Origin of the sequence: Flavobacterium arabinosi (assembly GCF_048158725.1) — a bacterium.
Classification (GTDB): Bacteria; Bacteroidota; Bacteroidia; order Flavobacteriales; family Flavobacteriaceae; genus Flavobacterium; species Flavobacterium arabinosi.
Genome location: NZ_JBLNKX010000003.1, coordinates 209166 through 221736, shown reverse-complemented (window position 1 = coordinate 221736; position 12571 = coordinate 209166). Strand labels below are relative to the sequence as shown.

17 protein-coding genes are annotated in these 12571 nt (G+C 32.6%); 14 read left to right on the top strand and 3 right to left on the bottom strand.

Annotated elements, in window-relative coordinates; translation table 11 throughout:
* The first annotated feature begins 17 nt into the window (after window positions 1–17).
* The 5 genes from ACM55K_RS07810 (at window position 18) to ACM55K_RS07790 (ending at window position 2441) form a co-directional block, all read left to right on the top strand.
* Window positions 18–242: a DUF433 domain-containing protein gene (locus tag ACM55K_RS07810; protein WP_416849671.1), complete on the top strand. Its 225-nt coding sequence runs from the start codon at window positions 18–20 to the stop codon at window positions 240–242.
* Window positions 239–580, top strand: a complete 342-nt coding sequence (locus ACM55K_RS07805) for a DUF5615 family PIN-like protein (RefSeq protein ID WP_416849670.1) — start codon at window positions 239–241, stop codon at window positions 578–580. Before ACM55K_RS07810 ends, ACM55K_RS07805 begins: the two co-directional genes overlap by 4 nt.
* 130 nt (window positions 581–710) lie before the next feature.
* Entirely contained in the window at window positions 711–1325 is a 615-nt protein-coding gene (locus ACM55K_RS07800) for a zinc ribbon domain-containing protein (protein ID WP_416849669.1), read from the top strand.
* A 2-nt stretch (window positions 1326–1327) separates the two neighbouring features.
* A complete protein-coding gene (gene coaD, locus ACM55K_RS07795) occupies window positions 1328–1783 on the top strand; it encodes a pantetheine-phosphate adenylyltransferase (RefSeq protein WP_035673314.1) in 456 nt (151 codons plus the stop codon).
* A gap of 79 nt (window positions 1784–1862) precedes the next feature.
* Window positions 1863–2441, top strand: coding sequence for a PhnA domain-containing protein (locus ACM55K_RS07790; RefSeq protein ID WP_416849668.1), 579 nt, complete (start codon window positions 1863–1865; stop codon window positions 2439–2441).
* Between the two features lie 131 nt (window positions 2442–2572).
* On the opposite strand, the gene ACM55K_RS07785 is transcribed toward ACM55K_RS07790, so the two are convergent.
* Both ACM55K_RS07785 and ACM55K_RS07780 read right to left on the bottom strand, forming a co-directional pair.
* Window positions 2573–3919, bottom strand: coding sequence for a DEAD/DEAH box helicase (locus tag ACM55K_RS07785; RefSeq protein WP_416849667.1), 1347 nt, complete (start codon window positions 3917–3919; stop codon window positions 2573–2575).
* Window positions 3920–4286: 367 nt separating this feature from the next.
* Complete coding sequence (locus ACM55K_RS07780; protein WP_416849666.1) at window positions 4287–4892, bottom strand: NUDIX hydrolase; 606 nt, start codon at window positions 4890–4892, stop codon at window positions 4287–4289.
* Window positions 4893–4899: 7 nt separating this feature from the next.
* Here ACM55K_RS07780 and pyrE point away from each other — a divergent pair, with 7 nt between their 5' ends.
* Window positions 4900–5547 (top strand): orotate phosphoribosyltransferase, encoded by a 648-nt coding sequence (gene pyrE, locus ACM55K_RS07775; RefSeq protein WP_416849665.1) that lies wholly within the window; start codon window positions 4900–4902, stop codon window positions 5545–5547.
* 29 nt (window positions 5548–5576) lie between these two features.
* Window positions 5577–5969 carry an SRPBCC family protein gene (locus ACM55K_RS07770; protein ID WP_416849664.1) on the top strand — a complete coding sequence of 131 codons (393 nt, stop codon included), beginning with the start codon at window positions 5577–5579 and terminating at the stop codon, window positions 5967–5969.
* A gap of 90 nt (window positions 5970–6059) precedes the next feature.
* Here the strand turns inward: ACM55K_RS07770 and ACM55K_RS07765 are convergent, their stop codons facing one another.
* A complete protein-coding gene (locus tag ACM55K_RS07765) occupies window positions 6060–6788 on the bottom strand; it encodes a biotin--[acetyl-CoA-carboxylase] ligase (RefSeq protein ID WP_416849663.1) in 729 nt (242 codons plus the stop codon).
* Window positions 6789–6885: 97 nt separating this feature from the next.
* Here ACM55K_RS07765 and rsfS point away from each other — a divergent pair, with 97 nt between their 5' ends.
* The 7 genes from rsfS (at window position 6886) to ACM55K_RS07730 (ending at window position 12498) form a co-directional block, all read left to right on the top strand.
* Window positions 6886–7257 carry a ribosome silencing factor gene (rsfS, locus tag ACM55K_RS07760; protein WP_039109645.1) on the top strand — a complete coding sequence of 124 codons (372 nt, stop codon included), beginning with the start codon at window positions 6886–6888 and terminating at the stop codon, window positions 7255–7257.
* 15 nt (window positions 7258–7272) lie between these two features.
* Window positions 7273–9198 carry an ATP-dependent zinc metalloprotease FtsH gene (ftsH, locus tag ACM55K_RS07755; protein WP_416849662.1) on the top strand — a complete coding sequence of 642 codons (1926 nt, stop codon included), beginning with the start codon at window positions 7273–7275 and terminating at the stop codon, window positions 9196–9198.
* Window positions 9199–9312: 114 nt separating this feature from the next.
* On the top strand, window positions 9313–9915 hold the full coding sequence (locus ACM55K_RS07750; RefSeq protein ID WP_416849661.1) for a lactate utilization protein B/C: 603 nt from the start codon (window positions 9313–9315) through the stop codon (window positions 9913–9915).
* Between the two features lies 1 nt (window position 9916).
* Entirely contained in the window at window positions 9917–10807 is an 891-nt protein-coding gene (locus ACM55K_RS07745; RefSeq protein ID WP_416849660.1) for a phosphatidate cytidylyltransferase, read from the top strand.
* Window positions 10797–11450, top strand: coding sequence for a phosphatidylserine decarboxylase family protein (locus ACM55K_RS07740; RefSeq protein ID WP_416849659.1), 654 nt, complete (start codon window positions 10797–10799; stop codon window positions 11448–11450). Before ACM55K_RS07745 ends, ACM55K_RS07740 begins: the two co-directional genes overlap by 11 nt.
* Window positions 11450–11719, top strand: a complete 270-nt coding sequence (locus ACM55K_RS07735; protein WP_416849658.1) for an acyl-CoA-binding protein — start codon at window positions 11450–11452, stop codon at window positions 11717–11719. The genes ACM55K_RS07740 and ACM55K_RS07735 overlap by 1 nt, the downstream gene beginning before the upstream one ends.
* Before the next feature lie 8 nt (window positions 11720–11727).
* The gene (locus ACM55K_RS07730; RefSeq protein WP_416849657.1) at window positions 11728–12498 is read left to right on the top strand and encodes a superoxide dismutase; all 771 of its coding nucleotides are present in this window, start codon (window positions 11728–11730) and stop codon (window positions 12496–12498) included.
* The last annotated feature ends 73 nt before the right edge of the window (window positions 12499–12571 follow it).

The following is a 12571-nucleotide window of genomic DNA, read 5'->3' as shown; positions in this document are numbered from 1 at the left end:
TATAAAACAAAATCATTATGATTGATTATAAACAATATATAGCAATAAATTCCGAAGTTCGTTTTGGTAAACCAACAATAATTGGTACCCGAATTACAGTTTTTGATGTTTTGAATTGGCTAGCAAATGGAATGACAACAAATGAAATCATTGAAGACTTTCCGGAACTTAACGACAATCAAATCAAAGCTTGTTTAGCCTATGCTGCAGATAGGGAACATAAAATTCAAATTGCATCGTGAGTTTATTGTTTGACCAAAACATTTCTTTTAGAATAATCGCTAAGATTGAAGCAAATTTCCCTGAAGCAAAACAAGTCAGACAACTTGGAATTGAAAATTATTCAGATGTTGAAATATGGAAATATGCCAAAGAAAACAAATTTACTATTGTAACTTTTGATGCCGATTTTTTTGACTTATCAAATTTTAAAGGTCATCCGCCAAAAATAATTTGGTTGCGTTTTGGTAATACAAAAACTGATTTTCTGGCAGATATTATAAACTCTAGAAATTCAATTATTAAAGATTTTATTAGTTCCGCTGTTTATTCCGAAATTGCTTGTTTAGAAATTAAATAATTTAAGGACACTATTTCAGCATAAAATTGATATTTCGACGAAGGAGAAAAACAACACAATGAGATTCCTCCTTCCTTCGGAATGACAAAAAATAATAGAATTTACTTTAATATCTTAATTTTGTCTATTCATGATGATACTTATTGGAACTAGAAATTCAAAAATAAAAAACGGGGAAATTGTAGATTTCAAATGTCCAAAATGTGAATCAAAAACTTCTATACTTTACAGCATATATTCTCGATACATACATATCACATTAATTCCAATATTTCCAGTTGGCAAAATTATAAATGCACAATGTAACCATTGTAAAGAAATATTTGAATATAAGGATTTACCTGAAAAGATTAAAACAAAACTTAAAAATGAAAAGGAAATCAATATACTAAAAACACCTATTTGGATGTTTTCTGGACTTATCATTCTTGCTGGATTTATTATTTTTTGGATTTATACCTATATTCAGACAAACGATAAAACAAAAGTCTTTGTTCAAAATCCAACTTTTGGAGATGTTTATAATTTAAAATTTTCAAATGGTTATTATTCAACAATGCGTATTGATAAAGTAACTAGAGATAGTGTTTATGTAACTCAAAATGATTACAATGCATATATGCCTTACGAAGTTGATGAGATAGATAAACCTGAGAACTATACCGATAGAAAAGCAAATTATTCAAAAAAAGATATATTAGATCTTCATCAAAAAGAGGAGATCTTTTCTATAACAAGAAAATAAAAATGAGAAAAGCCATATTCCCAGGTTCATTTGACCCAATCACTTTAGGTCATGAAGACATCATCAAAAGAAGCATTTCTTTATTTGATGAAATCGTTATTGCCATTGGTGTCAATGCCGAAAAAAAATACATGTTTACACTCGAAGAAAGAAAACGATTTATCGAAGAAACATTCAAAAACGAACCTAAAGTTTCGGTGATTACCTATGAAGGTTTAACCATTGATTTATGCCATAAAATTAAAGCTGATTTCATCCTGCGTGGCTTGCGTAATCCCGCTGATTTCGAATTTGAAAAAGCTATTGCTCATACCAACAGACGCTTATCAAAAATTGAAACCGTATTTTTATTGACTGCAGCACGAACTTCGTATATTAGTTCCAGTATTGTGAGAGATGTAATCCGTAATGGAGGACAGTACGAAATGCTAGTTCCTGATGCGGTTAGGGTTAAATAATACTTTCCGAAACAAAAGATATAAATTTGTGAAAAGCGCTATTTAGCCGTATTTTCGCCGAAAATAAAAGCCATTAGACATGAGTATAGAAAGAGAATTAAATAAACGCAGCGAATCGAAATGTGAACTTTGTGCTGCAACTGAAAACTTAAAAGTATATCAAGTTTTACCTACCAAAAAAGGTGGAATTGACGAAAGTATTTTAGCTTGTAATACCTGTATTGATCAAATTGAAAACCCGGACAATGTAGATTTAAACCATTGGAGATGTTTGAATGACAGCATGTGGAGTGAACATATTCCAGTACAAGTGGTAGCATGGAGAATGTTAAGTCGTCTTCGTTCGGCAGGTTGGCCTCAAGAATTATTGGACCAAATGTATTTAGATGAGGATACTTTAGCATGGGCGCAAGCTACAGGCGAAGGTGAAGACGATGAAAACAAAGTGATTCACCGTGACAGTAACGGAGTAATCTTAGAGCATGGAGATTCTGTAGTTTTAATCAAAGATTTGAAAGTAAAAGGTTCAAGCATGGTGGCCAAACAAGGAACTGCAGTTCGTAACATTAGACTAGACCACGAAAATGCGGAATACATTGAAGGAAAAGTTGATGGCCAACAGATTGTAATTATTACACAATACGTGAAAAAGATATAGTCATCAGTAGCCAGTTTTTAGTGGTCAGTGACTTCATCATAGCAAAAAATAGTTAATAGTAAATTTGATTTACTATTAACTATTTTTTTATTGTTAAAATTTTTTACTGCTCACTAAAAACTGAACACTAATTACTCCTCTTCTTTCTTAATCACTTTTCTGGCTACTTCAATTTTAAACTTTTTGCCTTTCATTTTTTCGTCTTTAATGGCGTGCAATAAATCTTTTACTCTATTGAATTTCACTGCCGCAAAAGAGATAAAATCTTTCACTTCAATCAATCCTAAATCGCCTTTTTCTAATTTTCCTTTTTGGGAAAAGAAACCTACGATGTCAATTTTATTCAGTTTATTTTTCTTTCCACCACTGATGTAAATCGTTTGAAATTCAGGTGGTTTTGGCAATGAAGTCGAATTTTCGATTTTCAAAGCTTCCATACCGTAATCGATGTAATCCATTTTTTTCTCACTTTCATGAGCAATGATATACGCCGTTCCAGAAGCCAACATACGTGCGGTACGACCGTTTCTATGGGTGAATTCGTCTTCTTTGGATGGCAAATGATAATGAATTACGTGATTCATTTCGGGGATATCAAGTCCACGAGCAGCTAAATCAGTGGTGATTAAATAGCTCACACTTCCATTTCTAAACTGAATTAAAGCCCGTTCTCTTTCATCCTGATCCATTCCGCCATGATAATACGTGGCATAAATCCCTTTTTCGTTCAACGTGTCACTAATGCGTTCTGCAGCATCACGATGATTACAAAAAACAATTGCCGATTGCGATTTCAACGAACAAATCAAATTAAACAAACTTCCTATTTTGTCTTTCTCTTTAGAAACGACCATTTTCATGGAAAGATTCGTTTCTTGCACGTTTTCTGGAATGAAATCCAAAATTGTTGGATTTACTACTCTTGTATATCTTGGAATCTCAATATCGGAAGTGGCTGAAACCAAAACACGTTTATTCAGTTTGGTTAATTTCCCAATGATAAATGACATTTGCTCATGGAAACCCAATTGCAATGATTTGTCAAATTCATCCAGAATCAACGTTTGGATTTTATCCACTCGGAAAGTTCCTCTGTCGATGTGATCTGCAATTCTTCCCGGCGTTCCTATTAAAACTGCTGGTGGATTGCTTAAATTCTTAATTTCGGTATCAATGGAATGTCCGCCGTAGCATACATTTACTTTATAATCGGTTCCCATTTTTTTCCAAACCTGCTCAATTTGCAAACCTAATTCACGAGATGGAACCAGAATTAAACATTGAACCGATTGGATTTCGGGTTGTAACATTTCTAAAACCGGCAACAAAAAAGCCAAGGTTTTCCCGGAACCTGTTGGAGAAAGCAATAAAACATTATTATCATTCAAGATAGCATCTTGCGCTACTTCCTGCATTTCATTCAGGCTTTCGATGCCTAAATTCAAAAGTATATTGTTGGAATGGTGTTTCTTATTCATTTTGCAAAGGTAATTAAAAAATGAAGGGACAGTTCGCGAACTGTCCGTACTAAAGTAAAAAATATTCAGTTTTTAGTCGTCAGTCGTCGGTGATCAGTTTGACAGAGGAGAATCCCAGAGTTTCAGAAGCGATTTTATGATACTAATTTGATAAAGAAGTAAAACGAAAAAAAATAATCTACAAGACAAAGTACGCAGTATATTACAGCTACAAACTGAATAATGAACACAGCTGCCTGCGTGAAGGATAAAAGCTAAGCACCATGTGCTGCGGATAGCCTGACAGCAGTAAAAAAAGGGGCTAATCAGCATTTTACGATGATTAGCCCCTTTTTATTACTGGTGGCACGCCCAAAATGGCATTAATTTACGAATGAAGACTCTTTTCTTCTTCAAACAATAACTTAATGTTCTCGTAGGAATTTTTTAAAGCTTCCTTAATTTGTTCCGGATTCATCCAAGCCACTTTTTCGATTCCTTCTTCTAATTGTCCTTGTGGGGTACCTTCAAAATCAGATTGCATTTCGAACCAATGTGTGATTTTTAGTTTATATTTTCCATTGCGTCTAAAAATATGATACGTTTTTTGAAGTTTATGGGATATTGTCAGACCATTTACGCCAGTCTCCTCCTCTACTTCCCGCATGGCTGTGGCTTCAATTTCTTCTCCTTTTTCGATTCCGCCTTTAGGTAAATCCCATTTTCCGTTTCTGAAAATGAATAAAACCTCCCCCTTTTTATTGTAAACTAAGCCGCCTCCTGCTTTGTTAACAGGAATTTTTGCTTTCAAAGTCTTCATAATCTCCCTTTCATCAGGATGATATAAGTACGCTTTTTGAATTTTATTTTGAAATATTTTTACTATAAGTTGCTCTATGTCAATACTTTCTAATAAAAAAAGCTGAAAATCAGTCTCCTTGGAGATGTGATTTGTCAAAAAAAGTGGTTTGTCGTTAACAAAAACTTTATACATTTGTACTATGATTTTTAATAAAGAAACAGCCGAAAAAACAGCCGAATTGCTTTTGCAAATAAATGCAATTAAATTGAATCCAGGAAATCCTTTTACATGGGCTTCTGGATGGAAATCTCCTATTTACTGTGATAACCGATTAATACTCTCATTTCCAGCCATAAGAAATTATGTTCGGGATGAGTTTGCCAAAAATATTGAAAAACAATTTGGCAAACCCGATGTTATTGCCGGAGTTGCCACAGGAGCAATAGGAATTGGGATGCTCGTAGCCGAGAGTTTAGGGTTACCATTTGTTTATGTTCGCCCAGAAGCAAAAAAACACGGAAGATTAAACCAAGTAGAAGGTTTTTTACAAAAAGGACAGAATGTTGTCGTTGTAGAAGACTTGATCAGTACTGGAAACAGTAGTTTACTTGCCGTTGAGGCTTTACGCGCGGCAGGAGCAAACATAAAAGGTATGGCAGCGATATTTACTTATGGGTTTGATGTTGCAGACCAAAATTTCAAAGCTGCAAATATTGATTTGTTTACCCTTAGTAATTATCAAAATTTGTTGAATTTGGCTGTTGCCAAAAAATATATTACTGAAGAAGAGGAACAAACCTTGAGAGAATGGAACGTGAGTCCGTCAACTTGGAATATTGAAGTTTAAAAAATTTAAAAATACAAATCCGCGAAACTATGAACTTACAAAGTCCAAAAGTTACTGTTCCAAAATCAGCTCAAGAATTATTTGATCTATTGAGTGACGTTAAAAATTTCGAAAAATTAATGCCGGAAAGTATTGCTAAATTCGAAATTATTGGTGACGATGCATTCATTTTTGGATTGAAAGGCATGCCGGAAATAAAATTGAAAATGAAAGAAAAAGTAGCGCCAAACAAAATTGTTTTGGGTGCTGCAAGTGATAAACTTCCTTTTACTTTAATCGCAAATATTGATGCTGTTTCAGATAATTCAAGCGATGTAAAACTCGATTTTGAAGGAGATTTTAATCCAATGATGGCTATGATGATAAAAGGTCCTATTGGAAAATTTATCGAAACATTGGCTATTAACATGGTTAAATTATAAAAACCAGTTTTCAAAATATACAAGGACCTTTTAGTGCAAACTGAAAGGTTTTTTTATTTAATTCTTTGAAAGGCTTTAGTTTAATCAAGATTAATACAACATCTGAATTTCCTTGATGTCAAATTCACAAATACTATCATCTTCCAAAAGAACCTGAAGTTTTCCAATAGGAGAAATACCTTGGATAATTCCCATGAAATTTTGATTATTCTGATCTGAAAAAGGCATTGGAATTCCTTTTTTAAATAGTCTTTGAGTATAATTGGACCATAAAAAATCCGATTCTTGTTTCCATAATTTTATATTAGATTCAATCTTATCCATAATAGAAAAAAGCAACTCCTCCTTATCAAATTGTTTATTACAAACAGCCGCTAAGGATGATGCTTTAGGTAAATTTTCGAAATCAGTTTGATTTACATTTAGGCCTAAACCTACTATAGAAATAATCGTTCCGTCACTTTTGATACTATTTTCTATCAAAATGCCACCTATTTTTTTATTGTATGACATTATGTCGTTTGGCCATTTTATACTAAGATCGGGAATCTTATAGGATTCTAAAACGGTAATAACAGCAAAAGAGACTGCAATATTTAGATTGTATACCTGACAAATATTTGATAAAAAATCTTTAACCAAAACACTCATTATTAAGTTCTTACTAGCCTCAGAGGCCCAAACAGCACCCATTTGTCCTTTGCCTTTTGTTTGGCTTTCTGCAGTAACAACAGTAAAATTTTCTAGTTCTTGTTTGTTCGATAACCCTTTTAGGAATTCATTTGTAGAATCTATGGCATCGAGTTTGATAACTTTCATATACGTTTTTTTGTGAAACAGAATTTAATATTATGTTAAGGTTCAAAAATAATCACAAAAAATGGTAACTTTACAAACTTATATATAAAAATAATTCATGGCGAAAAAGACTATAAACAATGACGTGCTATTAGCGAACATCATTAAAGGAATAGAAGAGGTAAAAGGAAATGATATTGATATTCTTGATTTAAGAGAAATAGACACGGCAGTTTGCGACTATTTCATCATCTGCAATGGAAATTCAAACACGCAAGTTAACGCAATTGTAAACTCTATCCAAAAAACAGTTTCAAAAGAATTAAAAGACAAGCCTTGGCATGTTGAAGGGACTGATAATGCAGAATGGGTTCTTATGGATTATGTAAATATCGTGGTTCATGTTTTTCAAAAACACATCCGAGAATATTACAACATTGAGAGTCTTTGGGGTGATGCAAAAATCACTACAATCGAAAATAAATACTAAAGAAACAAACTTCTAATGGCTAAAGAGAATAATCCAAATTCGAATAAATTTAAAATAAGTCCTTGGTTAATTTATACAGCAATTCTTTTAATTTTCTTGTTTATAAGTTTCATAACTGGAGGTTCAACTTTAAGCGAACCAGCTCAATTAACTTCTTCTAAATTTAATAATTATTTAGAAAAAGGTCAAATTGAAAAAGTTATCGTTTACAATAAAACTGAGGCTGAAGTATATCTTAACGCAGCAGCTTTGAAAGATCCTGCAAACAAAAAAGTTGCCAAAGATGTTTTTGACAGACCTAACAAAGGTCCTCATTATTCATTCGATATTGGTAATGATCAAATATTTCAAACTAAACTTGAAAAAGCTGTTGTTGAAGGAAAATTAAAAGATTTTAACTTCTTGCCAAAAAATAATTGGTCTGATATCTTAATCAGTTTATTGCCAATCATCATCATTATAGGTGTTTGGATTTTTATCATGAGAAAAATGTCAGGCGGCGGCGGCGGCGGCGGCGGACAAATTTTCAATATTGGAAAATCTAAAGCGAAACTTTTTGACGAAAAAACCGATATCAAAACCACATTCAAGGATGTAGCTGGTCTTGAAGGAGCGAAAGAAGAAATACAAGAAATTGTAGAATTCTTGAAAAACCCTGAAAAGTACACCAATCTTGGAGGTAAAATTCCAAAAGGAGCTTTACTCGTAGGGCCTCCAGGAACAGGAAAAACGTTACTAGCTAAAGCCGTTGCCGGTGAAGCGCAAGTACCGTTCTTCTCTTTATCAGGTTCTGATTTTGTCGAAATGTTTGTGGGTGTAGGTGCTTCACGTGTCCGTGACTTATTCAAACAAGCCAAAGAAAAATCTCCAGCTATCATTTTCATTGATGAGATTGATGCTGTAGGTAGAGCCAGAGGAAAAAGCAATATGTCAGGTGGAAATGACGAACGTGAAAACACACTAAACCAATTACTTACAGAAATGGATGGTTTTGGAACCAATTCAAATGTAATTGTATTGGCAGCAACAAATAGAGCTGATGTTCTTGACAAAGCGTTAATGCGTGCGGGTCGTTTTGACAGACAAATTTTTGTTGATTTACCAGATATTCGTGAGCGTGCCGAAATTTTTAAAGTACACTTAGCTCCTTTGAAAAAAATAGAAGGATTAGATACTGACTTTTTAGCTAAACAAACTCCAGGTTTTTCTGGTGCTGATATTGCCAACGTATGTAATGAAGCCGCTTTGATTGCAGCAAGACATAACAAAACAGCAGTTGACAAACAAGATTTCCTTGATGCAGTTGATAGAATTGTAGGTGGTCTTGAAAAGAAAAATAAAATTGTAACTCCAGAAGAAAAGAAAGCAATTGCAATCCATGAAGCTGGTCACGCAACGGTAAGTTGGATGCTTGAACATGCAGCTCCGTTAATAAAAGTAACTATTGTTCCTAGAGGGCAAAGTTTAGGTGCAGCATGGTATTTACCGGAAGAACGATTAATTGTTCGTCCTGATCAAATGCTAGACGAAATGTGCGCTACTATGGGCGGAAGAGCTGCAGAAAAAGTAACTTTCAACAGAATTTCAACAGGTGCATTAAGTGATTTAGAAAAAGTAACTAAACAAGCTCGTGCGATGGTTACCATTTATGGTTTGAATGAAAAAATAGGTAATGTTACTTATTATGATTCAACCGGACAAAGTGAATACAGTTTTTCAAAACCATATTCTGAAGAAACAGCTAGAGTAATTGACGAAGAAATTTCATTACTTATTGAAAGTCAGTACCAAAGAGCTATTGAAATATTAGAAGAAAATAAAGACAAACTAGATCAACTTGCAAATATTCTAATAGAAAAAGAAGTTATTTTCAAAGATGATTTAGAAGCTATTTTTGGAAAAAGAACTTTTGACAAAAATCTTGAGGAAGTAGTCTCCTAAAAACACACATATTATTTAATTATTTTTAAAATCTTAATTCAAAAACCTTTTTTGAATTAAGATTTTTTTATCTTTGGACGTTTTCAAATAATAAATTAAGTAGTTTACAAAAATATGAGTCTTTTTAGAAAAATTTTTGGTTCTAGCAATCCGGCTTCTGAGGAAGATAAAGAAAGTGAATTTAATAAATCCTTTGCTGGTAAAGCTACCTCTATAGATGAAAAATTTATCTACAATTTTAAAAAAAATGGTGGTAAATTTTTATATTGTGAGAACTCTGAAGAAGTAAAAGAACAATTCGAAAACATACTTGAGGAAAATGACTGGTTTGAAAGTGAAGTTTTATGTTATGAGCCTGCTCTTTTTGGGATGCTGGATGACAATAAGCTTAATTATGACAAACCTAAAAATCCAAAATTTATTCTTGCAAGTTGTGAAAATTTAATTGCTGAAGAAGGATCTATATTATTCTCTTCAAAACAGATTAAACAAAACAAACCAAACGAATTACCTGCAAATATCATCATTTTAGCATATACAAGTCAGATCCTTGATGCTAAAAGTGACGGGCTAAGTGCTATAAAAAAGAAATACCAAACCGATTACCCTACCAATATAACTACAATAAAATATTTCGAAAAAGCGAAAGAGGAAGATTTTACACAATACGGAAGTTCGGCAAAAAATCTATATTTATTGCTTTTAGAAGATCTTTAAAATGAATGAAACTCTAAAACGAGGTATATCAGGAGCCATTTATATCATATTATTACTCGCTTCTATTTTATATTCAACGGAAAGCTTTTTTATTCTATTTGGAATCTTTCTTATAATTACAGTTTATGAATTTTGCAATTTAATTCAAATACATAAATTATTTCCAATTCTTTTCGGAACAGTTTTATATACTATAGTAACTTTAGTAACCCATTACAATAAAATTACTACAGATACTATCAATCAGATATTCAATACTGATTTAGAAATTTCGATAAACATACAACAATTAGACGTAGTTTTATTGGTGGTAGCATTGGTGGTATCCATAAAATGCATCCTTTTCTTGTTTTATGATAATATTCAAAAAATAAGTACTTCATCAAAATACTTGTATTTATTAGGGTATATTATACTACCATTTGTATTTATAACTAAAATTTCATTTGGAATAAATGACTATAATCCTAAAATTATAATTGGTTTATTTATCTTAATCTGGACTAATGACACCTTTGCCTACATTGTAGGGAAATCTATAGGTCGAACCAAATTATTCGAAAAAATTTCACCTAAAAAAACTATAGAAGGATTCTTCGGCGGAATCGTTTTTGCGGTTTTAGCGGGTTATTTAATATCAAAATACTATATCCGAGCCAAACCTCAATTTAGTGACAGATCTATCTTAATTTGGACCTCAATAGCTGTAATTGTTGGAATTGTAGGCACCATCGGAGATTTAATTGAATCCAAATTCAAACGTATAGCTGGTGTAAAAGACAGCGGAAGTATCATGCCAGGCCATGGAGGCATTCTAGATCGATTAGATAGTGTTATATTTGTAGCACCAATTATATTTTTATTTTACCAAATCTTAAACTATGTTTCATAAAGAAGGAACCCCAACAATTTTATTAGGTACTATTTTTACTGCTGTAGTCCTTTTATTGTCCGACAAATTTATTGACACCAATTGGCTTAAAATGTTAATTCAATTAAGTGCCTTTTTACTTTTGATTATCATTTTACAGTTTTTTAGAAATCCAAAAAGAACTGCCATACTTAATGATAATGTAATACTTGCTCCAGTTGATGGAAAAGTAGTAGTTATTGAAGAAATATATGAAGGAGAATATTTCAAAGACAAACGTTTGCAAATTTCGATTTTCATGTCTCCAATAAATGTACATGTAACGCGTTATGGACTAAGCGGAATTGTAAAATTCAGTAAATACCATCCTGGGAAATTCTTAGTGGCTTGGCATCCAAAAGCAAGCGAAGAAAACGAAAGAACAACAGTAGTCATTGAAAATAAAACATTCGGTGCCATTCTATACCGACAAATTGCGGGCGCTTTAGCCCGAAGAATTGTAAACTATGCCGAAGAAGGAATGCAAGTTATTCAGGGAACTGATGCCGGTTTTATAAAATTTGGTTCAAGAGTAGATATATTTTTACCTTTAGGAACACCCATAAATGTAGTTCTTAATCAAAAAGCAATTGGAGGAAAAACAATTATTGCTACAAAAGGATAATGATTGAAAAAGATTTAGATATCCGATTTCAAGAAGCAGTTGAAATAGCTTCTGAAATGACTCAAGCATCTTTACCACAAGATGTTCAGCTAAGGCTTTATGCCTTTTATAAACAGGCTTCTCTGGGAACTTTAGATCTAAAACAAACCTCAAATTATCATTTAAGAGATGCTTTCAAAATAAATGCTTGGATGCAAATAAGTCATCTTACTACAGATGAAGCTAAAGAACAGTATATCGAAATCATCAATTCTATTGTAAAAAAATAATGTAACTCATGAAAAAGTTTAATTTTTGTATCCCTTGTTTAGTATTAGTAACCCTTTTACTCTCTTGCAATAACAAAAAACTCACTGAAGTTGTGGAAGTTCCTCTACCAACAGCTCAAGAAAAAATATCAGTAGGAATTCCTGATGACATAAAGGCTAATGAAGGTTCTTTTCAACTGGAAAAACTACCCTATTCTTATGATGCTTTAGCACCAAATATTTCGGCTATCACGCTAGAAATGCATTATTCTAAACATTATTTGACCTACACTAACAACTTGAATCTGGCTGTAGCCGGAACTTTATTAGAAAACCTTACGATTGAGGAAGTATTAGCAAAGCTAGATTTGAATGATATCAATACAAGAAACAATGCTGGTGGTTATTACAATCATACTTTATACTGGCAAATTATGGCTCCTAAAGCCGGTGGAAAGCCCACAGATATTTTAGCCGAAGCGATTACAAACGATTTTGGTTCATTTGAAAATTTTGTGACTTTATTCAAAGATGAAGCTACAAAACAATTTGGTTCGGGTTGGGTATGGCTTGTGGTTGATAGAACTGGTAAACTCCAAGTGACAAGTACTCAAAACCAAGACAATCCTTTGATGAAAAATGCACTTATCCCAGGAACACCAATATTAGCTTTAGATGTTTGGGAACACGCTTATTATTTCGATTATCAATACAAAAGAAAAAATTATATCGATGCTTTTTTTAATGTAATCAATTGGAAAAAAGTAACTGAAAATTATGATGCAGCTATAAAAAAATAATATTCTAAAATTTAATTATAAAAAAATGCTGATATGTTTATATCAGCATTTTTTGTTTTTAAAAACATTCTCG

Bases quoted from the DNA above. Each gene is read 5' to 3' on its own strand.
- ACM55K_RS07810 (WP_416849671.1), top strand. From the start codon at position 18: ATGATTGATTATAAACAATATATAGCAATAAATTCCGAAGTTCGTTTT.
- ACM55K_RS07800 (WP_416849669.1), top strand. From the start codon at position 711: ATGATGATACTTATTGGAACTAGAAATTCAAAAATAAAAAACGGGGAA.
- coaD (WP_035673314.1), top strand. From the start codon at position 1,328: ATGAGAAAAGCCATATTCCCAGGTTCATTTGACCCAATCACTTTAGGT.
- ACM55K_RS07790 (WP_416849668.1), top strand. From the start codon at position 1,863: ATGAGTATAGAAAGAGAATTAAATAAACGCAGCGAATCGAAATGTGAA.
- ACM55K_RS07785 (WP_416849667.1), bottom strand. From the start codon at position 3,919: ATGAATAAGAAACACCATTCCAACAATATACTTTTGAATTTAGGCATC.
- ACM55K_RS07780 (WP_416849666.1), bottom strand. From the start codon at position 4,892: ATGTATAAAGTTTTTGTTAACGACAAACCACTTTTTTTGACAAATCAC.
- pyrE (WP_416849665.1), top strand. From the start codon at position 4,900: ATGATTTTTAATAAAGAAACAGCCGAAAAAACAGCCGAATTGCTTTTG.
- ACM55K_RS07770 (WP_416849664.1), top strand. From the start codon at position 5,577: ATGAACTTACAAAGTCCAAAAGTTACTGTTCCAAAATCAGCTCAAGAA.
- ACM55K_RS07765 (WP_416849663.1), bottom strand. From the start codon at position 6,788: ATGAAAGTTATCAAACTCGATGCCATAGATTCTACAAATGAATTCCTA.
- rsfS (WP_039109645.1), top strand. From the start codon at position 6,886: ATGGCGAAAAAGACTATAAACAATGACGTGCTATTAGCGAACATCATT.
- ftsH (WP_416849662.1), top strand. From the start codon at position 7,273: ATGGCTAAAGAGAATAATCCAAATTCGAATAAATTTAAAATAAGTCCT.
- ACM55K_RS07750 (WP_416849661.1), top strand. From the start codon at position 9,313: ATGAGTCTTTTTAGAAAAATTTTTGGTTCTAGCAATCCGGCTTCTGAG.
- ACM55K_RS07745 (WP_416849660.1), top strand. From the start codon at position 9,917: ATGAATGAAACTCTAAAACGAGGTATATCAGGAGCCATTTATATCATA.
- ACM55K_RS07740 (WP_416849659.1), top strand. From the start codon at position 10,797: ATGTTTCATAAAGAAGGAACCCCAACAATTTTATTAGGTACTATTTTT.
- ACM55K_RS07735 (WP_416849658.1), top strand. From the start codon at position 11,450: ATGATTGAAAAAGATTTAGATATCCGATTTCAAGAAGCAGTTGAAATA.
- ACM55K_RS07730 (WP_416849657.1), top strand. From the start codon at position 11,728: ATGAAAAAGTTTAATTTTTGTATCCCTTGTTTAGTATTAGTAACCCTT.